General features: G+C 62.2%; 19 protein-coding genes and 1 pseudogene. 7 read left to right on the plus strand and 13 right to left on the minus strand.

From position 1 onward, the window contains the following. Nucleotides 1–231: 231 nt before the first annotated feature. On the minus strand, nucleotides 232–1,626 hold the full coding sequence (locus tag SAB01S_RS01905; protein ID WP_062731441.1) for a phosphotransferase: 1,395 nt from the start codon (nucleotides 1,624–1,626) through the stop codon (nucleotides 232–234). Nucleotides 1,627–1,745: 119 nt separating this feature from the next. Then, nucleotides 1,746–4,118: a TonB-dependent receptor gene (locus tag SAB01S_RS01910; protein WP_062731442.1), complete on the minus strand. Its 2,373-nt coding sequence runs from the start codon at nucleotides 4,116–4,118 to the stop codon at nucleotides 1,746–1,748. A 338-nt stretch (nucleotides 4,119–4,456) separates the two neighbouring features. Between SAB01S_RS01910 and SAB01S_RS01915 the strand changes: the two genes are divergently transcribed. The 3 genes from SAB01S_RS01915 (at nucleotide 4,457) to SAB01S_RS01925 (ending at nucleotide 8,570) form a co-directional block, all read left to right on the plus strand. Further along, nucleotides 4,457–5,368 carry an SMP-30/gluconolactonase/LRE family protein gene (locus SAB01S_RS01915; RefSeq protein WP_062731443.1) on the plus strand — a complete coding sequence of 304 codons (912 nt, stop codon included), beginning with the start codon at nucleotides 4,457–4,459 and terminating at the stop codon, nucleotides 5,366–5,368. A gap of 92 nt (nucleotides 5,369–5,460) precedes the next feature. Then, nucleotides 5,461–7,083, plus strand: coding sequence for a GMC family oxidoreductase (locus tag SAB01S_RS01920; RefSeq protein ID WP_062731444.1), 1,623 nt, complete (start codon nucleotides 5,461–5,463; stop codon nucleotides 7,081–7,083). Next, nucleotides 7,080–8,570, plus strand: a complete 1,491-nt coding sequence (locus SAB01S_RS01925) for an aldehyde dehydrogenase family protein (RefSeq protein ID WP_062731445.1) — start codon at nucleotides 7,080–7,082, stop codon at nucleotides 8,568–8,570. Before SAB01S_RS01920 ends, SAB01S_RS01925 begins: the two co-directional genes overlap by 4 nt. A gap of 9 nt (nucleotides 8,571–8,579) precedes the next feature. Here SAB01S_RS01925 and SAB01S_RS01930 read toward each other — a convergent pair whose 3' ends face one another. The 5 genes and pseudogenes from SAB01S_RS01930 to SAB01S_RS01950 all read right to left on the minus strand — a co-directional run. Then, nucleotides 8,580–9,329: an SDR family NAD(P)-dependent oxidoreductase gene (locus SAB01S_RS01930; RefSeq protein WP_026149569.1), complete on the minus strand. Its 750-nt coding sequence runs from the start codon at nucleotides 9,327–9,329 to the stop codon at nucleotides 8,580–8,582. 112 nt (nucleotides 9,330–9,441) lie between these two features. Beyond that, nucleotides 9,442–10,617 (minus strand): hypothetical protein, encoded by a 1,176-nt coding sequence (locus tag SAB01S_RS01935; RefSeq protein WP_228227149.1) that lies wholly within the window; start codon nucleotides 10,615–10,617, stop codon nucleotides 9,442–9,444. Continuing rightward, complete coding sequence (locus SAB01S_RS01940) at nucleotides 10,604–11,749, minus strand: sulfotransferase family protein (protein ID WP_228227148.1); 1,146 nt, start codon at nucleotides 11,747–11,749, stop codon at nucleotides 10,604–10,606. The genes SAB01S_RS01935 and SAB01S_RS01940 overlap by 14 nt, the downstream gene beginning before the upstream one ends. A 136-nt stretch (nucleotides 11,750–11,885) precedes the next feature. Beyond that, a complete protein-coding gene (locus SAB01S_RS18775) occupies nucleotides 11,886–12,779 on the minus strand; it encodes an AraC family transcriptional regulator (RefSeq protein ID WP_228227147.1) in 894 nt (297 codons plus the stop codon). A gap of 49 nt (nucleotides 12,780–12,828) precedes the next feature. After that, nucleotides 12,829–13,026 (minus strand): annotated as a pseudogene (locus tag SAB01S_RS01950) (integrase core domain-containing protein); the annotation flags it as partial. Nucleotides 13,027–13,084: 58 nt separating this feature from the next. Between SAB01S_RS01950 and SAB01S_RS01955 the strand changes: the two are divergent. Together SAB01S_RS01955 and SAB01S_RS01960 are read left to right on the plus strand one after the other, a co-directional pair. Beyond that, a complete protein-coding gene (locus SAB01S_RS01955) occupies nucleotides 13,085–14,308 on the plus strand; it encodes an IS256 family transposase (protein WP_062731446.1) in 1,224 nt (407 codons plus the stop codon). A 49-nt stretch (nucleotides 14,309–14,357) separates the two neighbouring features. Then, nucleotides 14,358–15,002: an IS630 family transposase gene (locus tag SAB01S_RS01960; RefSeq protein WP_157078242.1), complete on the plus strand. Its 645-nt coding sequence runs from the start codon at nucleotides 14,358–14,360 to the stop codon at nucleotides 15,000–15,002. Nucleotides 15,003–15,134: 132 nt separating this feature from the next. On the opposite strand, the gene SAB01S_RS01965 is transcribed toward SAB01S_RS01960, so the two are convergent. From SAB01S_RS01965 to SAB01S_RS01980, 4 genes are read right to left on the minus strand one after another with little or no spacing between them, the layout of a single operon-like run. After that, entirely contained in the window at nucleotides 15,135–15,671 is a 537-nt protein-coding gene (locus SAB01S_RS01965; RefSeq protein ID WP_369405236.1) for a lytic transglycosylase domain-containing protein, read from the minus strand. Continuing rightward, nucleotides 15,655–18,600, minus strand: coding sequence for a MobF family relaxase (gene mobF, locus SAB01S_RS01970; protein WP_062731449.1), 2,946 nt, complete (start codon nucleotides 18,598–18,600; stop codon nucleotides 15,655–15,657). Before mobF ends, SAB01S_RS01965 begins: the two co-directional genes overlap by 17 nt. Next, nucleotides 18,597–20,603, minus strand: coding sequence for a type IV secretion system DNA-binding domain-containing protein (locus SAB01S_RS01975; RefSeq protein WP_062731450.1), 2,007 nt, complete (start codon nucleotides 20,601–20,603; stop codon nucleotides 18,597–18,599). The genes mobF and SAB01S_RS01975 overlap by 4 nt, the downstream gene beginning before the upstream one ends. After that, nucleotides 20,600–20,902: a hypothetical protein gene (locus SAB01S_RS01980; protein WP_062731451.1), complete on the minus strand. Its 303-nt coding sequence runs from the start codon at nucleotides 20,900–20,902 to the stop codon at nucleotides 20,600–20,602. Before SAB01S_RS01980 ends, SAB01S_RS01975 begins: the two co-directional genes overlap by 4 nt. 530 nt (nucleotides 20,903–21,432) lie before the next feature. Here SAB01S_RS01980 and SAB01S_RS17995 point away from each other — a divergent pair. Beyond that, nucleotides 21,433–21,693 carry a hypothetical protein gene (locus SAB01S_RS17995; protein ID WP_083951083.1) on the plus strand — a complete coding sequence of 87 codons (261 nt, stop codon included), beginning with the start codon at nucleotides 21,433–21,435 and terminating at the stop codon, nucleotides 21,691–21,693. Nucleotides 21,694–21,866: 173 nt separating this feature from the next. Here the strand turns inward: SAB01S_RS17995 and SAB01S_RS01985 are convergent, their stop codons facing one another. Then, complete coding sequence (locus SAB01S_RS01985; RefSeq protein ID WP_062731452.1) at nucleotides 21,867–22,841, minus strand: DUF2493 domain-containing protein; 975 nt, start codon at nucleotides 22,839–22,841, stop codon at nucleotides 21,867–21,869. Between the two features lie 415 nt (nucleotides 22,842–23,256). Between SAB01S_RS01985 and SAB01S_RS01990 the strand changes: the two genes are divergently transcribed. After that, nucleotides 23,257–23,721, plus strand: coding sequence for an SRPBCC domain-containing protein (locus SAB01S_RS01990; RefSeq protein ID WP_062731453.1), 465 nt, complete (start codon nucleotides 23,257–23,259; stop codon nucleotides 23,719–23,721). A 48-nt stretch (nucleotides 23,722–23,769) separates the two neighbouring features. Here SAB01S_RS01990 and SAB01S_RS18355 read toward each other — a convergent pair whose 3' ends face one another. After that, complete coding sequence (locus SAB01S_RS18355) at nucleotides 23,770–24,003, minus strand: DUF6117 family protein (RefSeq protein WP_218016137.1); 234 nt, start codon at nucleotides 24,001–24,003, stop codon at nucleotides 23,770–23,772. Nucleotides 24,004–24,005: the final 2 nt, after the last annotated feature.

The following is a 24,005-nucleotide window of genomic DNA, read 5'->3' on the forward strand; positions in this document are numbered from 1 at the left end:
TATGCATTTATATTAATGGCACTAAGAGAAGAAATATTATATACTTATATTATATCACCGATCTAAGGCCGCGAATATGATCTTGAAAACTAGATCAGTGCGATATTGGGCAGTATATCAAGTACTTTACTGTTTCGCCGTCGCCGGTTATTCCACCCTCCGAATTTTATCGTTTCATACGCAGAAGACACATACCGTCGGATAGGTATCCTGACCCAGAGGCCCACGCACTTACCCCCGTAGCAAGGGCTCCATGGGCACCAGAACAAGATGATCGGCAGGCGCATCGGGACCTGCGATCACCAGGCATTGTCGCAGCATCCGCCGGTGAAAGAAGCGCGTCAGGGCGGCATGGTCGGCAGGCGTGCTCTTTTCGATGAAGCGCATCAATGCGGCCTCACCCGCGGCGGCATCGGCATAGGCCGTACCCAGCAGCGCCTCGACGTCCTTGCCATCCTCTTCCCGCAGCCAATCGCGATAGCGCAGCTGGTTCCGCAGATAGTGAGGGATCGAGGCAAGGATATTACGTTGCCAGCCCTGTAGCGATCCGCTTTCCGGCAGACGTTCGATCTCCGCCTGCAATTTATGAAGTGCCAGATCATTCTGGTCGACGGCGGCGGGCGGCGGAAGCGCAATGTCGTCGAGCGCCACGCCCAATATCTCGGCCAACGCCTCCATACATCGCCGTCCGATCATCGACACCTGTACCGCTGCCTCGACCCAATCGCCGCCGCGCCCCTTTTCGTGCATCCCGAACAGGGGACCGTAAATGGCTTCGGCGAGGAAGGACACGGTGTGATAGGCGATCGCGTCAAAATCGAGCGGTACGCCGATCGCCGTTTCATAGTGACGGAATAGAGCGGCGACGTCGCCCATATTCTCGATCGGGTGGCGCCCCCGGAAGCACGCGAGATCGCGCATGGGATCGCCTAGATGACCGATTTCCACATCCAATATGCCGGTAACCTGAGTACCGTCCGAAAGGAACTGGCCGCAATCGCCCGTGACGAAGGAGATGGATTCCCGATGTCGGGGATAGTTTCGATGCAGCCATCGCGCGCAAAATTCCAGCAGCGGATCTGTGATGCCCTGCTCGACCGTCATGGCATGAAAGCGTTCGAAATTATGCAGGGCGATCTCGCGCGCACCCTGCGGCAAATGGGCTCCGCCTTCGATGAAAGCCTGACTTGGCAGGCTGTGGATGTCAGCCAATACCTCCATATAGCGTAGCGATGCGGCCCACCGATCCTCGGTCATCACCGACGCGCTTTCGATCGCCTCCTGGACCAGGCCGGGATCCCGGCCGCCTTCTATCCATTCCATCACGATGGTGTTGGGTTGGTCGCACATGCCCAATATGGCTGGAATGGGAATGCCATTTTCATGCAGTGCGCGCTGCATGCGCATTTCATACGCAAGCGGATAGGGATGGGTCGGCCAGGTGCGGTCGCCCTTGAGCAGAAAGTCGCGCTTCACACCATTTTGCTGCGCGCTAGCGCGCCAGACCGGGCGCCAGCGCCGCTGCTTTTCGAGCACGACTTCAGAACAACCCAGGACATCCTCGAGCCATCGGCTGAGCTGTTCGCGGCTTTCGGCCTGATCCTGATCGGCTTCGGTCTGCGCCATCGACGGTCCTCTCCATAGTCTTTTTCTGTCCATTATGGCCGGTGCGTCATCCGCCTTTTATGGGCCGGGCGGCCGTTGCGGAAAGATCGGGCTGACGCACCGTTTTTTAGTGCCTGCCCTCAATCGCCAAACCGATAGCGAACCTCCACGCCATAGGTCCTCGGCGCGCCATAGAATCCACTGAATATCCCGAGCGCGGCCGATCCGACATTGCTCGACGCCAGATATTTCTTGTCGAACAGATTACGTACGAAGAAGCTGACATCCGCCTTGCTGCCGCCGACGCCGTTCAGGTCCAGCCGTCCATTGACCAGGTCATAGGCGGGCAGCACCTGGTCGGAAGAGCGCACCTTGCTGGAATGATAATAGTCCAGGCTAAACACGGTTTCCGCCAGCGAGGGCGGTACCGGAAGCATCCAGCGCGCGCCGGCCGTGACCGTCGTCTTCGCGACCAGATTGAACGGCACTTTGAGCGCTGCAAGATAGGATTGGAGATCGGCAGGCACCGTCAGCGAGCGCGACTTGAGGTCGAGGAAGGTCGCACCGGCGTCGAAGGACAATGTCGACGTCGGCTGGATGCGGGTCGAAAGGTCGATACCCGCGACCCGGGTCTTGCCCGCATTGACCAGCAGCGTCCCGCCGCTCGGATCATTGCTGGCGTCGCAATCGCCGTCCGGAGATTTCGGCGGATTGGTTCCGCCCGGTGCGATTGTGCTGCAACTCGCCTGCGTATTGAGGCCCGAAATGGGCACCTGCACATTATTGTACCAGCCGACAAAGGGCGACGCATTGAGCTGCAATTTGACGTCGCCCATGGTGAAGTCGGAGCGGATACCGACCTCCACATCCGTCACCTTTTCCGGCGCGAATGACTGGAAGGGCGTGAGCCGCCCAGCCAGCGTCGGGCTGTTAATCCCGCCCGCACGATAGCCCCGGCGCGTCACCGCATAGAGGAAGATCGCATCCGACGCCTTCCAGTCGATGCCTGCCTGCCAGGTCAGCGCCTTGGACGAGGTCTTGTTGACGCTCGAATTGCGGATGGTTGCCGCGCCGTCCGCGCATTCTTCCGGCGAAACGACGGGCTGGTTGTTCAGGCCGCCGCCGACACAGGCCTCGATCTTGTCCCAGGTATGGCGCACGCCCAGATTGACGTGCAGCCCGTCCGCAATCTCATAATTGACATTGCCGAACAGCGCCCGGCTCTTTTCGCTGTAGAAGCTGTAGTTGAACCGTGCATCCGTGATGCCGGGCAGGATGAAGACCGGTATGTAGGTGCCAGACGGCTCGAGCGGCTTGCTGTCCAGATAGAAGGCGCCGACCAGCCAGTCTAGGCGATTGCCGAGCGCCGACCCCTTCAACTGCACTTCGTCGCTGATCTGCCGGACGTCGGATGTCTGGCGCCCGCCCACGATTGTCACCGGAAGCCCGGCAGGAATCGCGCCGCTGCCATCGGCGATCAAGGTAGGCAGCCCATCCACGCTGGAATAATAGTCGACCTTGGTGCGCCGATAGCCGAAGATATTGACGAAGGTGAAGTCGTCCGACAGATCGAACTCGGTCCGGTTGGTGATACCGAAACGCTCGACCTTTTCGAACGCGTCGACGTCCGAATTGATTACGCGCGGCCCGCGCGCGCGCTGCAAGGCCAGTTGCGCCAGAGCCGCCGCCGCCGTGCCCGTCGCCGTCAGCCCGTTGGGACCGGGCAGCACATTCGTCAACACCGACGCGCCGCCGACCGCATCATTATGGTAATAATCGACGATGAGCGTGTTGCGGAACGCGGCGCTCGGCTCGAACAGGATAGACCCGCGGATCGCTTGCGAATTGAGGTCGTCGGGGTCGCCGCCGATGCCGATATTCTTGGTCCAGCCATCGCGCTTCTGGATCTGGCCGGCGATGCGGATGGCCAGCGTGTCGGACGTCAGCGGTATATTGACGGCGGCTTCCAGCAGCCGGGCGTCGTAATTGCCGTAGGACGCCTTGGCATATCCCCCCAGCTTATAGTCCGGCGCCGTCGGATAATAGAGGATCGCGCCGCCAGTGGTGTTACGGCCGAACAGCGTCCCCTGCGGCCCCTTGAGCACCTGAACGGACGAGAGATCATAGGTCGGAATGCTGGACCCGACCGTAGGAGACGGCACTTCGGCGAAATAGCTGATGACGCCCGGGGCGCTGTTGCCGGCCAGCGCCTTGGACTGGCCACGAATGGAGAAATTGCTGTTCTCGCGCCCGCCCGAACCCGCCAGGAATACGCCCGGCGTCTTGATCAGCAGATCCTGCGTATCGCGGATATTGGCCTGCCGCAGCGAATCCGCGCCGAACGCCACGACAGAAACCGGCGTCTCCTGAATATTCTCGGCAGTCCGGCGCGCCGTCACCACGATGTCGCTGCTGTCCACCTCTTGCGGCGCGGCGGAGGATGATTGCGCCAAAGCCACCTGGGACGTCGTCAGCAACAGCCCCAAGGGCAGGATGAAACCGGATATCTTCATTCTTCTTCTCCCTGATGGCCAGATATGACCTTTGCCTTTGAGAGCCGGTCTGCTGCCGGCCTTTCCTGTTCATAGGATCGAGGATGGATGGCCGTCGCCCCGCGCCGCATGCCAATTTCCGTCGATCGCGTTTTCGCGGCGCCTGAATATGCCGGTCTGCCTGCGCACTATGTCGCCATCCCCTCCGCATTCCCCCGATGGATCGGGTGTGCAGCGGATAAGACGCCAATCCGCGCCTTCAATTACCTGTCGAAAGGAGGGTCCGATGGCGGTTCATGCCGATATCCACCGGATGACGTACGGTCGGGAAAGGCTGACGGCCCATAGGAGAGGAAGAGATGACCGTTTTTGCAAGCGGACTGTTGATGCCCGAAGGGCCGATCGCGCAGCCCGATGGAGGCCTGATATTGGTCGAGGTACTGGGCGGACGACTGTCGCGCTTGGGACCGGACGGCGTGCGCTCCACCATAGCCGATCTGGGCGGCGGCCCGAACGGAGCGGCGATCGGGCCTGACGGGCGAATCTATGTCTGCAACAATGGCGGTTTCGACAAGCTGATCCTGCCCGACGGCAGCCTTATGCCGATCGAGGCCCCTCTCGACACGCCCCCCGGCGCGATCCAGGTCGTCGATCCCGCCAGCGGCGCTTTCGAAACCTTATACGCATCCACCGAAGCTACTCCCTTCTGGGGACCGAACGACCTCGTCTTTGACGAAACGGGCGGATTTTGGTTCACCGATTTCGGCAGGGATCGCGGCGCGGCGCGAATGCGGGGTGGCCTTTATTATGCCAAGGCCGACGGGTCGGACATCCGACTGGTCGCCGGACCATTGGATGGGGCGAATGGCGTCGGCCTATCGCCAGATGGACGCACCCTCTACGTCGCCCTCACCTATGAAGCGCATCTGCTGCGCTATCGATTGTCAGCGCCTGGTATAATCGACACGACGGCGTCGCCGACCCCGGACGGGCACAGCATCGTCGGTCGGGCCGGACCTGGTCAATTTCTCGACAGCTTGGCCGTCGACAGCGCCGGACACATCTGCTGCGCCTCGCCCGGCCAAGGCGCCATATTGATCTTTCCTCCCGAGGGCGGAACGCCTCAGCAAATCGAAACGGGCGATTTCCTCACGACCAATATCTGCTTTGGCGGCAAGGACGGGCGGGTGGCCTTCGTCACGCTGGGCAGTTCCGGCAAGGTCATATGTATCGACTGGGACGCCCCCGGCCTGCCTCTCGCATTCGGCTGACCTTCCTCTTAAATAGCGCCTCCTGCCCGCCGACAGGTCAAGCAAGGCAGCCATTGTTGTTCTCTCGCGCCATGCCCCGGAAAAGAGCGACCATGTCAGCTGATTGTTATGACTATATCATCGTCGGGGCGGGGTCTTCCGGCTGCGTGCTGGCCAATCGACTGTCGGCAGACCCGACCGTCAAGGTACTGCTGGTGGAGGCGGGACTGGACGACAGCAGTCCGTTGATCGCCATGCCGCGCGGTATCGGCAAACTGCTGGCGCCGGGCAATCCCCATGTGTGGGATTACGCCGTATCGCCCGGCGGCAACGCACCCCAGGAAATATGGCTGAAGGGCCGCGCGGTTGGCGGGTCCAGTTCGGTCAACGGCATGGTCTATGTGCGGGGCGCTCCGGCCGATTATGATGGCTGGGAAGCGGCAGGCTGCACAGGCTGGGGCTGGCAGAATATAGGCCGATATTTCGTCTCTCTGGAGGACCATGCGCTGGGCGCCAAGGCGTGGCGCGGTGCCGGCGGCCCCCTCAAGGTCAGCGTCCACCCTTCCGGCGACCCGCTGTGCGAAGCCTTCCTGACAGCCGCCGAGCAGGCCGGCACGCAACGGGTGGACGACATGAACGACATGCCGGCCGTGACCCAGGGCGGCATGGGCTATCAGCCGACATCCACCTATCGCGGCAAGCGCTTCTCCGCCTCCCGCGCCTTTCTGAAGCCCGTGCGCGGCCGCCCGAATCTGGATGTTTTGCCGCAGACTGACGCCCTGCGTATCCTGTTCGACGGACAGCGAGCGGGCGGTATCCTGCTGCGCAACAAGGATGGCGTGCAGGAGGTCGCCGCCCGGCGGGAGATCATTCTTTCCGCAGGCGCGGTGCAGAGCCCCAAGCTGCTGCAATTGTCGGGCATCGGTCCCCGCGCCTTGCTCGAATCGCTTGGCATCCCGATCGTCGTTGATGCGCCGGGTGTCGGCGCCAACCTTCGCGAACATCGCTATTTGGGTTTCAACTACAGGGTCCGGGGGAACAGCCTGAACCAGAAACTGTCCGGTGTCGGCCTTATCCTGTCAGCTTTGCGCTATGCCTTCGGGTCTACTGGGCCGCTGACCCATGCAGCGCATGAAGTGGGCGGCTTCGTCAAGACCGATGCCACGCTCGACCGGCCCGACGCGCAGGTCGGCATGGGCCTCTACTCCTTCCACACGGACGACAGGGGCGCGGTGGCGCTCGACCCCTATCCCGGCATGACCATCATTGCTTATTATATGCGGCCCGACAGCCAGGGCCATGTCAGGATAAGTTCGGCCGATCCGGACGTCCCGCCGGTCATCGACGCCAATCATCTGGCGACCGATGCCGACAGGAGCCATTTCGTTGCCCTGTTTCGCTGGCTCCGTCGCCTGGCGCAACAGCCCGCGCTCAAGGACTGGATCGTCGAGGAAACAGGCAAGACCGTCGACATAGAGGCGGACGAGGACATTCTTGCCAACGCGATGGCCCTTGGCGGCACATCCTTTCACATTTGCGGGACATGCCGCATGGGCGCGGATGAAACCTCCGTCGTCGACCCCCAGCTTCGCGTGCGCGGCGTCACCGGCCTGCGCGTCGTCGATACCTCCATCATGCCGACGATCGTATCGGGCAACACCAATGCGCCGGCCATGGCCATCGCGCTCAACGCCGCGGACATGATCCTGCGGCCCAGACAGGAAACCATGCCATGACCGTGCCGTTCACGACGTTCGACAAGCTTTATATCGATGGCGCCTGGGTCGATGGCGGGAGCGAACGCGACGCCATCATCAATCCCGCCACCGAAGCGGTGATCGGCCACGCGCCGGTGGGTAACGCCGCCGCCGTGGACGCTGCGATCGCAGCCGCGCGCGATGCGTTCGACACGGGCATCTGGCCACGCATGGCCATGTCCGAACGCGCGACCAGTCTGCGCCGGATGCATGCCGCACTGGATGCGCGCAGGCAGCAGATCGCGGCGCTGATCATCGCGGAAGTCGGCTGTTCACAGGGCATCACCCAAGGCATGCAGGTCGCTAATCCGCTCGACCATCTGCTGGCCGCGGTCGAACATTCGACGCGCGACGACAGCGTTCGCCTGCCCATCGACATCACCCCCGATCCCTTCAATCCCGACGGGCCGAAGAAAATAGGCGGGACGACCGTGGTGCGCGAACCGGTGGGCGTGGTCGCGGCCATCACCGGTTATAATTTCCCCTTTCTCATAAATCTGGCGAAGATCGTTCCCGCGCTGCTGGCCGGCAATACGATGGTGCTGAAGCCGTCGCCCTTCACACCCTTTTCCGCGCTGCTGTTCGGGGAGATCGCCGAAGAGATCGGCCTGCCCAAAGGCGTGCTGAACATCGTTACCGGCGGACCGGAGGTTGGCACGACCCTGACCTGCGATCCGCGCGTCGATCTCGTCACCTTCACCGGATCCGAAGGCGTAGGCGCCGCTATCATGGCGCAAGCCGCCCCCACATTGAAGCGCGTGCATCTGGAACTCGGTGGAAAGTCCGCACTGATCGTCCGCCAGGATGCCGACATCGCCCGCGCCGCGGGCATGGCGGTTGCAGTGCTCTCGGTCAATGCGGGCCAGGGCTGCGCCCTGCTCACGCGCCTCGTCGTCCATAACAGCATCAGGAAAGCGTTCGTCGAAACCGCCTGTGCCATCGCCAGCCAGTTCAAAATCGGCGATCCTGCCGATCCCACCGTGGCGATGGGGCCGCTGATCCGCGAATCCCAGCGGGAAAAGGTCGAAAGACTGATCACTATCGGCCGCGACGAGGGCGCGCGGATCGTGCATGGCGGCGGGCGTCCGGCCGGTCTCGACAAGGGCTTCTTCACCGACATCACGATCTTCGACGATGTCGACAACAAGATGACGATCGCCCAGGAAGAGGTGTTCGGTCCGGTCGGCTGCGTCATCGGCTTCGATACCGACGAAGAGGCGATCCGCATCGCCAACGACAGCCGTTATGGCCTGAATGGTGGCATCGAAACCGCAGACGCTGCCAAAGGCTATGAGATGGCGATGCATATCCGTGCGGGCAGCGTCATGCTCAATGGTGGCACTGGGCGTATGACCTATGCGCCCATCGGCGGCTACAAACGCTCGGGCGTGGGCCGGGAATATGGTCCCGACTGGCTGCACGAATATCAAAATCAAAAGTCGGTCTTCTATCCTATCGGCGGATAGAGCCGCTGCCTAACCTGCGGTAATGCCGCCGTCGACCGCCCAGCAGGCGCCATGCACATGACGCGCCCGATCGGAAGCCAGGAACAGAAGCGGCTCGGCCACATCCTCGGGCGGACAGGGCGGCCGCATGCCGGTGTAGCGCGCGAGGAGCCGGGGATCGGCGAAATCGGGGAAGGACATGCCCTGTGTCATTTCCGTCCGCATCGGGCCAGGCGAGAGGATGTTGATCCGCACGGGACTGTCCATCATCTCCATCGCGAGCGACAACGTCAAACCGACCAGTCCGAATTTGGAGGCGGTATACGGCGCCAGATAGGCCTGCCCCATGAAACCGGCGGTGGAGGCCACGCAGATGATATTCCCGCCGCTCTCGATCAGGTGCGGCATGGCCGCCTGCATGAGAAAGAAGGGGCCGGACAGGTTGGAGGCAATGGTCCGGTTCCATTCCTCCTCCTTGATGTCCGCCAATCGGTGAAACATGACATCGGCGGCGATATTGCACAGCACATCCAGCCGGCCGAATGCCGTCATCGCCCCTTCGATAGCCTCCCTACAGCCATGCGGCTCGCCAAGATCGCAAGCCAGCTCGACACACCGGCCACCCGCGTCGCGGATCAACCGCCCGGTCTCTTCCAGCTTGGCTCGGCTGCGCCCGACAAGGCACAGTGCCGCGCCTTCCCGCGCGAAGGCGAGGCTCGCCGCGCAGCCCAGGCCCGACCCGGCGCCGGTGACCAGTACGACCTTGCCTGCAAAGTCCATCCGCATATCCTCTTCCAAAACGGGCCGTCGGCGGGGTTAGAATGCCACGCTGATGTCTGCCATAAGGGTGATTACGGCGTGGCCAACCTTTCCCCGGATGGGGTTGATCCCCTCACCAGCGCCGTCGCCATTGCGCGCCGCGCCGACGGTTACGGATCATCTCATCCCGCTGCTCCGGCGTGACAAGCGGCGTGTCGGCAGGAAGATGCGAACGGAGTTCCGCAGCCGGCACGATCCTGAGCGTCGGCTCCGGCCCGGAACTCGCGCCGGTCCAGCGCAGCATCAGCGATCCTTCATTGCGTCCGGCCGGATCAAGCCAGTTGGGCACGCCCGGATCGTCCAGTGCGATGACGGCCCGGAAGCGGCCGTCGCCGTCCAGACGCGCCTGCGCCGCGTTGAGGCTGCTCTGATGGTTCATCCAGTCGATCGTGTTCCACAGCGGATCGTTGAGCTGGACGTTCCAGTAACGCACCTGATCGGGCACCGCCGTGTCGATGATCATCGCCTCCCCCGGCTCCAACCGGAAGATGCCCTGATAATAATGCTGCCCGGCCACGCCGCCGCGACCGGCCCAGTCATCATATTCCAGCCTGTTGACGAAGCCCTGCGCCCGCTGCCGCTGGCCATAACCCAGGGCGAATGCGGCATAGCGTTCGACGAACGCTGACAGGCGATCGAGCCGATGGACGATCTCGGCTGCGGGCACCGGACCGCCGCCCACGCGCCGGTCGACCCGTTCGATCGCGATGCGTAGATCGCGCCCCACGCCCCAGTCATAATAGGCATGGCGCAAGCCGATCGTGACCGCGCGCGGGTCTAGCGGAAACCAGTCGCCCGCATGATCCGGCCGCTCCCCGCCCAACACGATGTCGAACGCCCCGTCCGGTCCCAATGTGCAGGCATCCAGATCGATCATGCCCACCGAAGGCCCGAGATCTTCCATCGGTCCCAGACCGCCCGCGACCAGATCAAGGAACACGAAAACCCCGTCCCCCCGCGTGCCCGACAGCCTGTAGACGCCGCTGCCGTCGATCCGCGCCGCGCCATAGATGAAATCGGGATTGACCCCGACCGTGTTGAGGATGCTGCTGACCGAGGGTACGAAATCGGGATGATCGGGGTCGGCGAAGGCCGTCTGATAGCCGGTGGCGAGGATAGCGAACAACAGGCGGTGCGCCTCGGCCCGGGCCTGTGGATCATCGGGATCGGCCAGCCTGTCCAGCATGCCTTCCGCCCCCACCATCCGCTCCAGCCAGGCGCGCCACTGGGACGTTTCAGAGATAGGCATGGTAGGTCTCGATATATTCGGCGAACCTGTCGCTCACCTGTTCGGCGGTCAGACCGTAATCGGCCAGACTATAGCTGCGCGGCCCATGCTTGCCCGCCGGATTCTCCCGCAGCCAGCCCAGCATGCCCTTTTCCGACTCCGGCGTGAAATCCCAGCCGAAATGGTCATAGGCGGCCCGGATGGTCGAGACCGGGTCGGCGACGATGTCCTTGTATCGCATGTCGTAAATCGGCAGGTCCGGATGCGCCCTGCGATAATCCATGCAGAACTTCACCCCATCCCACCAGAGTTGCAGGAACTCGGCGCCCAGCGCATGCAGATCGAGTTGGTCGTAGGACGGTCCACGAATGACGCTGATCAGTTGGGAGATCGAGGCGATGACGGTGGTCGGGTCGCGATGGGGCTGAATGAAGATCGCATCGGGATAGACGCTACGCAGCGCGGGGAGCTTATACATATGCTCCTGAATCTTGAGCACCCAATGCCTGCCGGGATGCCGCCAACCCAGATGCTGAAGCCACATCTTGTGGACCTCGTAGCGAAAGGTCGCGTCGATGCCCTTGAACCAGTCGTAGAAGCGCGGGAGATGCTGGAACATGCACGGATTGCTGCTCTGAAAGGAGGTCGTCATGAACGATCCGCATTCCTGCGGGATTTTGGCGCCCAGCGGATGGGCTTTGAGCAATTCGTCGGCATCACCGCCCAATTGCGCGCGCAAATGTTCGTCGAACCGGGAGATGCGCGGGTCCGTGTCGGCGGTTGCCGCTTCGGGAGGAGGCGATGGTTCGGCCACTTCCCACATCAGCGGCGTGCGGATCTGCGGGTCGCCTTCCATCAGGGCGTGCAGGAAACTGGTGCCGCACCGGGGGAGGCCGAGGATGAAAAGCGGCTGCCTGATTTCGACATCGGCAATGTCAGGATAGCGCGCTCGGTCGTCGGCGATCGCCTTCAGCCGGGACAAGTCATCGGCAATGATATGCAGTGCACGCACATGGCCATTGGCGTTAAGTGCCCGGTCTTCCGCCATTGAGGCAAGCAGTTGCTCCAGCCCCGGCCGCACATTGTCGCGTAAATAATCGGGCAGCGGATACTGCGCCAACAGCGCGTCCGCGTCCGGAAATTCAAATGTCATTGCCATCCTCTCTCAAACTGGTCTGACGACCATTTTGGGCAGGATGACTGGTCCGGACACCGATGAAAAGCCCAGGTGCCATCGATGTCGCCTATCGGAAACAGATGTCGAAAATTGCGGCTACATCAGTGGGCGCTCAGTGGATCAAAAGCCGGTCACGGAATTGCCGCGGCGAACACCCTTCTATCTGGCGGAACGCCACACTGAAGCTTGCCGTATTGGCGAAACCACAGCGATAGGCGATCTCCTTGACCAGAAGCGATCGGTCCATCAGTAGGTCCTTCGCCAGAGCGAGCATATGACGACGACAAAAGGCTGCGGGACTTTCGCCCGTCGCGGTGCGGAACAGGCGTTCATAATGACGGACGCTGATGCCGCGTTCCGCCGCCAACTGCCCGATCTCGACCCTGCCGGGCTGCTCCCGGATATGTGCAACAAGGCCAGCCAGATAGCGCTGGTCGAACGTCCGGCGACTGGTGAACTCTGGTTGGCTTTCTGGACCGAATTGCTGCACCATTTCGGCTGCGAGGCCGACGCTGATCGAATCCAGAATGAGTTGCGAACACAGCCCCGGCGCCACCAGTTCCTGCTGGGCCCTTAGAAGCAGTGCTCTGACATGGGGATTGCGCATGTCTATGGTGTCGCGCAATTGTTGATTGGAAAGTTCCATGGGCAATCCAGTGATCGCGGGAATATCTATTCTGCAAAATAGCGATCTTTGCTCGCGTTCCTGCCAATGCATTTGGAACGGACACGCGGCCGGATAAAAGCGTACCTCGCCCTGCTCGCAAAAGTCGCGAGCAGATGCGAGATATCTGCCCATAGACGGGAAGCGGGTCAATTCGAAATAGCTGCAGGGCGGCGTGAAGACGATCTCGTTTCGTTCTCGCCAGAAAAACCGCCGGACTTCAAAGCGCGCACCAACTGTAGCCCTCGCCGCTTCGAGAGACGTTTCGAATTCCTGCGGGAATATGAAGTCCAGGCTTGTACCCTCAGGATGACGGTCAGAATCATAAGGTCTTGTAAGCATATCAGCTGTTGCTCCTGATCTGCCCCCACCGAGTGGACCGGTTTCTTTGTTAGTGGATTATTCGCGCCGCCGCCATATCCGGATGGAGGTGGAGCGAAGCGGAACCGGAGGCCGGATATGGCGGTGTCGCCGTTTCTGGCGCCGGCGGTCGGTAACCCAAGCTGCTGTGCGGGCGCACGGTGTTGTAATGCCGCCGCCAGGTTTCGATCAGCACCTTGGCCTCCGCGAGGCTGTAGAAGATCTCGCCAGGGACTGTCAGGAATTTCGTGTGCGGCGAGGCATAAAGGGCAACAAGGAGACCCAATATGTCACGACGGAAAGAACCCTCGATACCGAACGACATTCTCGACCAGTTGCTGGCCGGCACTGACGCGGCGGCGGCGCTCGGCCAGGGCGGCCTGCTCGATACCCTGAAGAAGGCATTCGCCGAACGGGCACTCAACGCTGAGATGGATCACCATCTTGGCCAGGAGGAGCAAGGGAACAACAGCCGGAACGGCTATGGCCGCAAGACGGTGACGACCGACGGGGGACGGATCGAGATCGAGGTGCCGCGCGATCGAGCGGGCAGTTTTGATCCGCAGCTGATCGCCAAATATCAGCGCCGTTTCCCCGGCTTTGATGACAAGATCATCTCAATGTATGCTCGGGGTATGAGTACGCGGGAGATCACCGGTCATCTGCGCGACCTGTATGGGATCGACGCCTCGCCCGATCTGATCAGCACGATCACCGACGCGGTGCTGGAGGAAGTCGCAGCCTGGCAGCAACGGCCGCTGGACCCAGCCTATCCGCTGGTTTTCTTCGATGCGATCCGGGTCAAGATCCGCGACGAGGGGATGGTGCGCAACAAGGCGATTCATATTGCCCTGGGCGTCATGGCCGACGGCACCAAGGTGGTCCTGGGGTTGTGGCTGGAGCAGAATGAAGGCGCCAAATTCTGGTTGCGCGTCATGAACGAACTGCGCAACCGCGGCGTTGAGGATATCATGCTGGCCGTCGTCGACGGCCTCAAGGGCTTCCCCGACGCCATCACCGCCGTCTTTCCCGAAGCGATGGTCCAAACCTGTATTGTCCATCTGCTGCGCAACTCGATGGATTTCGTGGCGTGGAAAGATCGCAAGGCGCTCGGAACGGCCTTGAAGACCATCTATCGGGCCGTTGATGCTGCAGCCGCCGAAGAAGCCCTGACAGCGTTCGAAGCCAGCTTCTGGGGGCAGCGTTATCCCGCCATCGGCCAGAGCTGGCGCCGGGCATGGCCCGAGGTTATCCCGTTTTTCGCCTTTCCCGACGAGGTCAGGCGGATCGTCTATACGACAAATTCAATAGAGGCCCTCAATTCCAAGCTCCGCCGCGCTGTTCGTGCCCGGGGCCATTTCCCCAATGATGAGGCCGCCACCAAGCTCCTCTATCTGATCTTGAACCGATCGGAGAAAGAGTGGAAAATGCCGCCGCGTGAGTGGAACATGGCAACAGCGCAATTTGCCGTGCTCTTCGGCGAACGTTTCATCAGGGCCATGACGGCCTGATGGTCAACCGCCTCGCCGCACACGAAATTCCTGACAGTCCCCTGGAGCGATCTGGAATGCCGCCAGGCGCCTTGGGCTGTCGTTTAAAAAAGACCTGCGCGCGGCCGAGCAGGACCGGCCCGACGTGGCCGCACGGCGCAAGCTGTGGAGAGCGACGCAACCGTTCCTTGATCCTGAAAGCCTGGTCTTCCTCGACGAAACCGGGGTGAACACCAAGATGGCGCGGCTCTATGGCTGGTCGCCCGTTGGCGAGCGCTGCCGCGACAAGGTGCCGTTTGGACATTGGAAAACAATGACCTTCGTCGCCGGGTTGCGCCTCACCGGCATGACCGCGACTTGGGTGCTCGATCGCGCGATGGATGGCGATGCTTTCCGCATCTACGTCCAGCACGTCCTCGCGCCGACCCTCAAACGCGGCGATGTAGTGGTTCTCGACAACCTGCCCGCGCACAAGGTCACCGGCATCCGCGAAGCGATCGCCGAACGTCGGGCTCAGATATTCTACCTGCCGCCTTACAGCCCCGACATGAACCCGATCGAGATGGCGTTCGCCAAACTCAAGGCGCTCCTAAGGCAGGAACCGGCGCGCACCGCCGACGCGCTCGTCGAACGTATCGGCACGCTGCTCGATCGCTTCCTGCCAGACGAATGCGCCAACTTCTTCCTCGCCGCAGGATATCAACGCTCATGCTGAAAATGCTCTAGAATACGGTCACCAAATATCTTCTCGAAAACTAGCTGATCGTGCTCACGATTGTTAGACGAATAATGATCCGCTATCTCCACCGCCGTCTAGCGATCGAGCCCGCGCTAATATGTATGAAGGTCAGGGAACCGACCTCGCCTGAACGTCCCTACGCGATCCGAAGACATCGGACCCGAACCGCTTTTGCAGATGGATCGCGACCAGAGCAGCATAGCGGCGTTGGCGGGCGCCGTTCGGGCTATGATAAATGCCCATCGCCTTCCAGTAACTGCCGCTCATCTTGAGCGCGTCGAGAAAGATCCAGCGTGCCGCCTCGGCGTTGAAGCAGGGATCAAATTGCAGCCAGCGACGAACCTCATTCTCGCGCCGCGACAGCAGCGCGGCGATCCTCGGCACCCACCAACTATTGATCTGAAGCGGTCCCAGGTCATGGCTTCCGTTTCTGTTCAGGATCTCCGCACCAATCCAGCCTGCTTCCTGATCACGCAATCCCCAAAGTGTCTTTTCAAGCCAGGACTGACCGCGTGCCGCCTGCCGGATGCACCGGGCCACCTCGGGCTCCGGCGGCATTGCCGCTACAGCGCCTGTGCACGGTGATGCCGCCATCAGCACCAGCAGGGCGATGTAGAAGAAGCGGCGATCAGCGATCCAGACCACGGCCGCCCTCCCTTCCATTCTCGCGGGTCTGCTGCTCGCGCGCAGGAGCAAGCGTGACCCGATTTCTGTGACGGTCGCTCAGCAAAGTTTGAAGATGCTGGTCGAGCGCCTCAAAAACCTGTTGAGCCCGCCCAGCGAGCTTGTCGGCCACTCCCTGAGGTCTTGTGTGTCGAGCCCAAAGTTCGCGTTCAAGCCGGCGATCACTGCGCAGGCGTCTCTCCCTGTCCTGGTCGTCCTTCAGTTGCTGGAGATGCGATCCTCGTCGCGAGGCCATTCGGTCGCGATGATCGAGCTCCAGGCGCCCGAGGCCTTCCAAGCCTGACGTCTTCTCGCCCGATCGCTCATCGAGCCTCTCGACCAGTTTTTCCGGATTCTGGGTCCAGAGCTTTACCCCATATCGGGCGCGGGTGATCGCGGTATAGAAATTCTGCGCGTTCACCAGCGGCGACCCGATAGGCGCAAGGACATAGACCCGGTCATAGGTCTTGGACTGGGCCGAATAGATGGTCTCGGCATAGCCATGATCCCAGGTCCTGTGCCGGGAAAGATCGATCGTCTGAACCCGTTTGTCGCGATCCCAGCGGATCGTTGCCAGCGAGCCATCGAGCGTCTCGACCGTCCCCCGCTCCGCATTTTTGAGCTGAAGCTCCTTCGAGACCAGGCGCCACTGGATTCGGTCGCCCTCGCTGAGGTCTCTCTTCTCTTCCATGAAGACGTTGACCTGCGAGGCTTTGGTCGAGCCCGGATCCCACAGATGGACGCTACCCTGCCCATCGACCAACCGGACCAGTTGCCGACCTCGACCGTCCCGCACAATCCCAGCGACGCGATATTCGCTTGTCCGCCCCAATCCCGCTCCTGGCTGATCGCGGCCGAAGGTCACCACCTGTCCGCCTGAATAAAAGCGCGCCATGCGCTTTTCCTGATCGCTCAGCCCACCGGGTGTCAGGACCGAAAGCCCGGTCTCCTCGGTTGCGACGACACCTTCGCGCTGGAGGACCTCCCTGATATGGCTGTTCACAATGAGGCGCGACGCATTGTCGAGAACGAGAATGTTGGTCGCAGCGCGGCTCCTGGGGCTGAGGCGCGTCCATTCCGCGACCACTCCTGCAGCCAGCGTAGCGGCATCCTCACCGCCCACCACCTTGTCGAGCCGGCCAATCGAGGCTGCGTAATCCCCTGCCCGCGCATGCGCGACAGCCTGTCGCATCGCCTCGGTTTCCTGCCGACGCGACTCGGTCAGTTCAGCCGTTTCCATGCCCAATTTCTGCATGAGCCAGAAGGCCTTGCCCTGCTCGATCGCGCCCGTCTGCTTGTTGTCGCCAAGGAGAATGAGGCGAGCGCCAGTGGCCCGGCTGATCTCCAGCATCCGTAAAGCCTGCCGGCTTCCCAGCTGCCCCGCCTCGTCGAGAACCAGCACATGGTTGCCGCTGATCCCATAGCCACCGCCCGCAAGCAGGCTCGCGACGGTGCGCGACTCGATCTGCGCCTTCTCCCCCAGTTCGGCAGCGGCGGAAGATGTCGGCGCCAGGGCGATCAAGGTCTTACCCGGCAGCGCGGCGTCCTTCAGCGAGCGGACGAGGGTCGATTTTCCTGCACCCGCGCCGCCGTGAAGGCCGGTGACCCGGTCACGCGAGGTCGCCATGTCCACCAGCGCCCGTTCCTGCGCCGGAGAAAGCCCCGCTTGCTCCAATATGGGAAGCAGGCGATCGGCACTCGCCACGGGCCGACCGTCCCCGACGGCAAGCGCCAGATGCATGGCGAGCGACTGCTCGAGCCGCACTGTTCGGCGGGTCGTCCGGCCCCGTGTCAGTATCTCATCCCCAGTCTGGCCACGGGTAACGAGGAGCTTGCGCCGTTCTTCATGCGCATCGATGAGGGGCCGTAAATTTTGAAACCGGACCTCACCGACATGGGAGGCAAGCCCTGCGGTATAGAGACGGCCGAGCGGGTTCACTGCCTCCTTCCCCTCCGATTGCCTTATCCCGAACAGAGCGGCGCGGGCGGCATCGGCGCGGTCGACCGGGACGGGATGCTCGCCCGATCGGGCGGCGCCCTTTCTCACCGCTTCAAGCGGCTTTTCATATGGCCCCAGCCGCCCGCGCCACTGGATGAGCAGCGTATCGATCCCGGTCTTCACCTTGGCGCCGCGGGTGGCGTAGAAGGATTGGCGGCGCGACGCCTGACCGACCAGACCATGCTGCTGTGCATGTTCATTGATCTGCTCGGCCCGCTGCGACATCTCATCGATGAGCGCCTTGGGAACACCTCTGATTTCGAACAGACCCCGTCGCGGATCGAAGTCTATCTCATAGCCAAGCTCGCGCAGGCCCTGGGCGAGTTCGTTCCGGTAGATCTGCCCGCTGGTCATCTGCTCGGCATACATGGCGCGGGTTTCGAGGCTCGCCATCGGATCGCCCGATTGCCCGTTGGTCATGTTGAGGACGACGACATGGGTGTGGAGGTGGGGATCAAGTTCGCGGCTGGCATGTTCGGTGAACCGCGCCCACAGCAATCGGCCGGTGGTTTCATGGACGATGCCACCCTCCTCCCGTTTTCGCAGCTGGGCATGCTCTTCAAGATAGGCGAGCGCGACATCGACCGATCGCTCATGGAGCTGGACGATCCGCTCATCTCCCAAGGCGAGCGCCATCACTGATACGGATTTGGGCGCACTGATCGCAAAATCCCAGCCGGGATGATGCTGGATGCCGTCGGCGCGATGTCGGCCAAGCTGCTGCCCCACGACCTTGCCGGCGAGCAGAGTGCGAAAGGTTTCGGGGTCGATATCGCCGGAGAGCCCGAGTTCGTTCGCCAGGGCGCCGCCCCAGGACGAACGCTCCGCCTCCCCCTTCGTATAATAATCCCCAATCGCGTAGTAGCGCGCGATATTGCCGGCCGAACCCTTCAAGCGGCGCGGATGCATCATGCCGGCCTCGCATCATTATGGTCGCCCGATGCGCGGCCATGTTGCCTAAGCCGGAACCCGCTCGCCGGTCCAAGGAGCTTGGGCAGTCCACTGCAGGCGTTTCCCATTCCCCCTTCCGTGCGATCGAGCGCGGGGTTTTCCGGAGGGATCTTGTCATTCGCGGGCGGGCTGCCTTCGTCCGCTTCGAGGGGAAGTTCGGGCGCTTCCGACTTCTTCGGCCGCCGCCGCCTGGGTGGCGATCCCGGGGGCTCGGTGGCGCGCGCGCCCTGTTCTTCCGGGTCGAGACGAACGGGCGGCACCAGCCGCTCGACGAATGCGGCCTCCGGGCTGGGCAGAACCTTGTAGCTATCGGTAAAGCGGACGACGGGAAGGTTACGGCCGAACCGGAGGAAGCCGACGAGATTGGGAAGATTGGTGACCTCGGTATGCATCACCAGCGGTCGGGTCACCTGCATCCGCGAGAGGTTGACGCCATCCCGCATATCATTGACGCCATAGGACATGCCCTCATTGGCTTCGACCTGCTCGACCTGCCCCAGATTTTCCGAAACATGCTTGGCGGTGGGCGTGTCGTTGGCGCGTAGCGCCACCCAGGTCGAGCAATAGCCGGTAATCGCCGCGGCATCCTGAATACCGTAAGTCGCCTCCAATTGCGGGTAGGACTGAAACCCCAAAATGCCGCAGCCGCCATATTTGCGCGCGCGGGCGAGAAAGTCGCTGAGCGATGGCAGTTTCTGCAGCGTCGGGAGCTCGTCGATGACGCAGTAAAGGCGGCGCTTACGATCCGGCGGGAGGCTCATGATGGCGCTGATCGCGATGTCGAGCCAGACGGTCACAAGAGGCCGGAGGGAGGGGAGCTGGTCCGCCTTCACGGTGATGAAGAGCCAGCTGTCATCCTCCTCGTTCGCGACCCAGTCCCGGATCGAGAAGCCGTCGGCCGTGTCATCGAGATAGGAGAAGCTGCGCATCACCGAGGCCAGTTCAGCCCGGATACCGGCCGACGTACGGTCGCCTTCCATCGAGATGAAGGCTGCGGCATCGGTGCCTTCGGCAAAGCTTGCCAGCGTCTTCAGGGGGCTGCGCAGCACCGTTTCCAGGAGCCCGGAAACCAGCGTCCGCTCATGTCGGGCAAGCTTGCGCAGGACCGCCACCAGCGTGCCGCGGGCGGCCTTCGCCCAGAAGGGATCGCCACCCTTGTCTGGGATCGTCGACTCCGCGATCTGGTCATAATGATAGTCGCGCGGCACATCGACCCAGGGCGACCAGCAGTCGGCACGGTCGTCAAGTGGATTGAGCAGAATGTCGTGCCCCGGCCGATAGAATTTCTCGACGAAGGTGCCGGCGGTATCATAGACGATCGCCCGCTTGCCTTGCTTTCGCATGCCACCCAGCATCTTGACGATGATGTTGGTCTTGCCCGTGCCGGGTGCACCACAGATGAGGATATGCTCAGGCTCGAAAGCGTCGGGAACAGGCACGCCGCCGATCGCAAAGCTGCCCTTCCGGCTGCGCAACAATTGCCGCCGCAGTTGCCGCGCGGTGCCAAAGCGCGCACCGCGCAGGAACTGATTGGAACCAAGGCCCTTCCCCGTCCGGGTGAAATAGAACCAGGCCCAAGCCAGCATCAGGAGAGCAAAGGCGCCCGCAAGTGCCGCGCCGTACACCAGATGATGCTCCATCGCCTGCATGGTCTTTCTGGCGACGCGGGAGCCCAGCAAGGCATCGGACGTCGTCCAATATTGGCGACCAGACGGAGTCCGAAAGAGTAGCGGCGCGCCGCCAGGCACGTCGCTTTTGAGCGTCGCCTCGGCGATCTTGACGGCGACAAAGCGCTGATAGTCGGTGGACTTCTCCAGCACATACCAGATGGTGCCGCCGACCCAGATGGCGATCCCCGCCAGCAGGGTCTGGAAGAAGACCTGCGTGGTCATGCGGACATTGTGGACGATGGCCTGACCGCCCCTCGTCCAGGAACCCAGCGTGTCGTTCCTGAAGATGCTCACTGGAGTACCTCCTCGGGATCGAGAAGGCCTCTTTCCAACAGCAGGGCGCGCGCATCGTCCATGCCCTTCTCGAGAATATCGGGCTGGCGCGCACTGACCGAGGCGGCGAGGATGGTGAAGACCTGGATGAGGATCGCCTGCACTTCGTCGAAGCGGCCATGATAGCCCGCCGCGTCCATGCCTTCATAGCGGTTGAGAATGTCCCGGACATAGTCGGGTATGGTCGTGCCAGCTGCCTGAGCGCCGACAACAAGACGCCCGAAGAGCGCGTCCTTGAACCTGATGGTAATTCTGGGCAAGCGCCGAACTCCTGTTCGTCGCCTGGCCAATCGTGATGAAGCGCGGCCCTTATAGCCGGATTTCAGCCCGATCTCAATTGATTACATGTATTCAGAGTGGCAGCCAAACGATGCCAAGGAAGATCAAGGATTTACCTGCTTGGCCGTCCGAAACGACAGCCGAAGCGTGCCGGGGGGCGTCAATCAGTGCCATCCGCGTAAGACGTGTATTCGGCCGGAAACCCGCGCGAATGCTGGCGAATCGCGCCCGCAGCACCCGTGCGTACGGTGCATTACAAAACGCCTCCGGCGTGCGTCCTTTCTTCGCAGCGCTTTCCCGCGCTGCGCTGCCTCGTGCCGGAAGGCGCGGGGCACCCCGAAGGGGTTTCCTGCAAATGATCAATTGCTTTCCAATCGGCTCAAGAAAATGAAGAGATGAAGGGCCGCGACCTGGCAGTCTAGACCCGCTGCGCAGAGCGCCGCTTGCATCCTGCGGTGAATGCGCCAATATCTGAACTGGCGGGCAGACCATCCCTTTGAAAGGATGATCAATGCCCAAAATGAATGAGCGTGAACGGCTTGCCGACCTTGAAGCGCGACAGAAGAAACTCGCCGAAGATATCCTCGCGGCCCGCCGCGCTTTGCGCGGCAAATATGCTGCGGCCATCTCCGATCTGGAGATCGAACAACTGTCGGATAAAGAGTTCAGGGACATTTTGACGCACGCCATCCGGGTCGGCGGCGCAGCCTGTCTCGCAGCTCTGAAACCGCTACCGCATTTCCAGCAAACCGAACCATCCAAGCGCCCGTAGGGCGTCCCTGCGACGAGCACGGCGGAGCCGCGCGCAGGAGGCCGATGCCGACAAGGCATCGCATCGCCCTGACGACGGACCCCATTTAGGGGTCCTGAGACTGGGCGACCTCTCCTCGCCAACAAAAAAAGGGCCGGCCCGGATTAACTCCGGACCGACCCCAGCAATGTTGTTTAGCAAGCTGCCCTGCGTTGATCTGCAAGTCGGAAGAAATGTGCGGGCACACCCTTTCCGCGGATCGCGCGGGCAAGTTGCGACTGAACCCCGCTCCCTTCGCAGACCAGCGCCTCGACGGGGTTCAACGCCAGCAACGCGTCGTTGCGCGCGAACCCGGCGCGGTCGCCCAGATGGCGCCATTTGGCGAGGGTGAAGGCGATCACCGGCACCTTGCGGCTCGCGGCCCAGGCGGCGGCAATCGCGTCGCATCCCTTGTCCTGCGCGGTGGTTGCAAGCACCATCATCGGGACCCGCGTGTGGATGGTATCGAGCTTGTCCCACAGGAGCTGGCTATCCTCCCACATCTTGCCACCGGAGAACAGGACGATCGGTCCCTTGGGCGCGTGCTGGTCGATCCGGCGCTGGCGGCGTGCGGCAAGGAAGTCGGCCGCCGAGACCACCGCTGCGGTGCGTTTGTTCGATACCATCGATCCCCTGGGCGCGGACCAGGGGCGGCCGGTTTCGGCGGCGAAGGTCTGGGCTGCATGGTCGCGCATGCAAGCGACCGCCTCGCGTGCTTCATCGAGGGACTGGCAGATCGTCTGCGCGTCCTCCAGCTGCGCCGTCAGCACTTCGCTGCCGTCTGCGTCACGGATCAGATCGCGAACCTTGCGTGCCGCCTTGTCCGCCTCGCCATCGAGCTGATCGGTGACCTTGTGGAGGCTGTGCACGATCCCCCAGGCGAGCCGGTCCGCTATCGCTTCGAGCCTCGTATCACGCAGCAGATCGAAGAAGGTGCGCACCACGAGTTCGGTAGCCAATTCCGCCTCACGGGCGAGCGGAAGCCCGGCGTCGATCTCATCGTCGGCATGGCTCATCCGGAACCCGTCGATGGTCTGCATGAAGGCCTGTTCGAAGGCTGGACTCGCGGACTCCTCGGCGATGAGGTCGGCGATTTCTTCGGTGCTGCGGATGGTGGTGATCGTCGTCATGGGAACCTCCTTGAATTGAAAGAGGTCTTTTCTTCGGCACGGGCTCTGAGTGACGGGGTCAAGGATCGCGTAGCGACCGCGACGCGGCGGTGGGGGTCACGATTTTCTTTGGCGGCTATCAAGGCCCGAACGCGAAGCGCCATCTTCGCCCCGCCAAAGAAAATGGTGGGGCCCCGCCGTCCTTGAGGCCGGCGCTGTCCCCGTGCCACACTTAAAAGAGTTGAGAGAGAAGAGGAGGCTTGCGAATCGGGGGCTCGATGCCCCTGATTCGCAAATGGGTGCCTCACGCGCTGACCCGTCGATAACCACCCCTCATGCTCACAGACGATCGGCGCGCTACTGGTGCGATGGTCACAATCCGACTAGGTCGCGGGTCATGAAGACGGCTCGAACAACGAATGACAGGACATTGCATATGGGTGAGCAGGCAGAACGGGTCGACAGCGCGTCGCGCGTCATACTGGCGAGCCCCCGCATCCTGTTCAGAACCTTCCGCGACACCGAGACGCTGAAGGCTTGGCGGGTTCCCGACGGCGTCATTGGCAGCTTCACGGCGCTCCAGCCGCGGACCGGCGGCGGCTATCAGCTTAAGCTCCAATACGGGGATGAGCGCTATGGCATTTCCGCGCCGGGCATGGACCTGATCGAAGGACGCTTCGTCGAATATCAACCTGACGAACGCGTCGTCGAGCAGGTCCGCTTCATCGGTAGGGATGGACAGACTGCCGGCACCATGATGTTCGAGACCCTGATCAGCCCAGCCCCCACTGGAACCCAGGTGACGCTGCGCGCGACGTCCCTACCCGATGCGATCGATGCAAAAGACCATGAACATGCGCTCGCGGCTTCGCTGCGGCGCCTGGCGCTGCTTACCGAATGAAAAAGAAAAAGGCGACCGCTCCGGATTGGAGGGCCGCCTTTATCGCTTTCAGTTGACTGTCGGCCTGGGTCCGGGCGGCCAGATGAGGTCTGCCGAGTTACCGAGATGGAGCTGCGCCAGCGGCGTGACACCCTGAACAGCACCCTCACGCCACATATCGCAGACGACATAGACAGGAGCGCCGGTATCCCGACCGGTGCACTCCATCAGCGCCAGATCGCCGCGCTCCGCGGCACGCAAAAGCAAGCTATAGTTGCGGATGCAAATGCCAGGGAAAGCCATGG

Origin of the sequence: Sphingobium abikonense NBRC 16140 (genome assembly GCF_001598335.1) — a bacterium.
GTDB classification, from domain to species: domain Bacteria; phylum Pseudomonadota; class Alphaproteobacteria; order Sphingomonadales; family Sphingomonadaceae; genus Sphingobium; species Sphingobium abikonense.

Excerpts from the sequence above, each read along its gene's own strand:
- SAB01S_RS01990 (WP_062731453.1), top strand. The coding sequence starts at position 23,257 with ATGGGTGAGCAGGCAGAACGGGTCGACAGCGCGTCGCGCGTCATACTG.
- SAB01S_RS01940 (WP_228227148.1), bottom strand. The coding sequence starts at position 11,749 with ATGACATTTGAATTTCCGGACGCGGACGCGCTGTTGGCGCAGTATCCG.
- SAB01S_RS01910 (WP_062731442.1), bottom strand. The coding sequence starts at position 4,118 with ATGAAGATATCCGGTTTCATCCTGCCCTTGGGGCTGTTGCTGACGACG.
- SAB01S_RS01935 (WP_228227149.1), bottom strand. The coding sequence starts at position 10,617 with ATGCCTATCTCTGAAACGTCCCAGTGGCGCGCCTGGCTGGAGCGGATG.
- SAB01S_RS01905 (WP_062731441.1), bottom strand. The coding sequence starts at position 1,626 with ATGGCGCAGACCGAAGCCGATCAGGATCAGGCCGAAAGCCGCGAACAG.
- SAB01S_RS01955 (WP_062731446.1), top strand. The coding sequence starts at position 13,085 with ATGTCACGACGGAAAGAACCCTCGATACCGAACGACATTCTCGACCAG.
- SAB01S_RS01985 (WP_062731452.1), bottom strand. The coding sequence starts at position 22,841 with ATGACGACGATCACCACCATCCGCAGCACCGAAGAAATCGCCGACCTC.
- SAB01S_RS18355 (WP_218016137.1), bottom strand. The coding sequence starts at position 24,003 with ATGGCTTTCCCTGGCATTTGCATCCGCAACTATAGCTTGCTTTTGCGT.
- SAB01S_RS18775 (WP_228227147.1), bottom strand. The coding sequence starts at position 12,779 with ATGCTTACAAGACCTTATGATTCTGACCGTCATCCTGAGGGTACAAGC.
- SAB01S_RS17995 (WP_083951083.1), top strand. The coding sequence starts at position 21,433 with ATGCCCAAAATGAATGAGCGTGAACGGCTTGCCGACCTTGAAGCGCGA.
- SAB01S_RS01915 (WP_062731443.1), top strand. The coding sequence starts at position 4,457 with ATGACCGTTTTTGCAAGCGGACTGTTGATGCCCGAAGGGCCGATCGCG.
- SAB01S_RS01930 (WP_026149569.1), bottom strand. The coding sequence starts at position 9,329 with ATGGACTTTGCAGGCAAGGTCGTACTGGTCACCGGCGCCGGGTCGGGC.
- SAB01S_RS01925 (WP_062731445.1), top strand. The coding sequence starts at position 7,080 with ATGACCGTGCCGTTCACGACGTTCGACAAGCTTTATATCGATGGCGCC.
- SAB01S_RS01920 (WP_062731444.1), top strand. The coding sequence starts at position 5,461 with ATGTCAGCTGATTGTTATGACTATATCATCGTCGGGGCGGGGTCTTCC.
- mobF (WP_062731449.1), bottom strand. The coding sequence starts at position 18,600 with ATGATGCATCCGCGCCGCTTGAAGGGTTCGGCCGGCAATATCGCGCGC.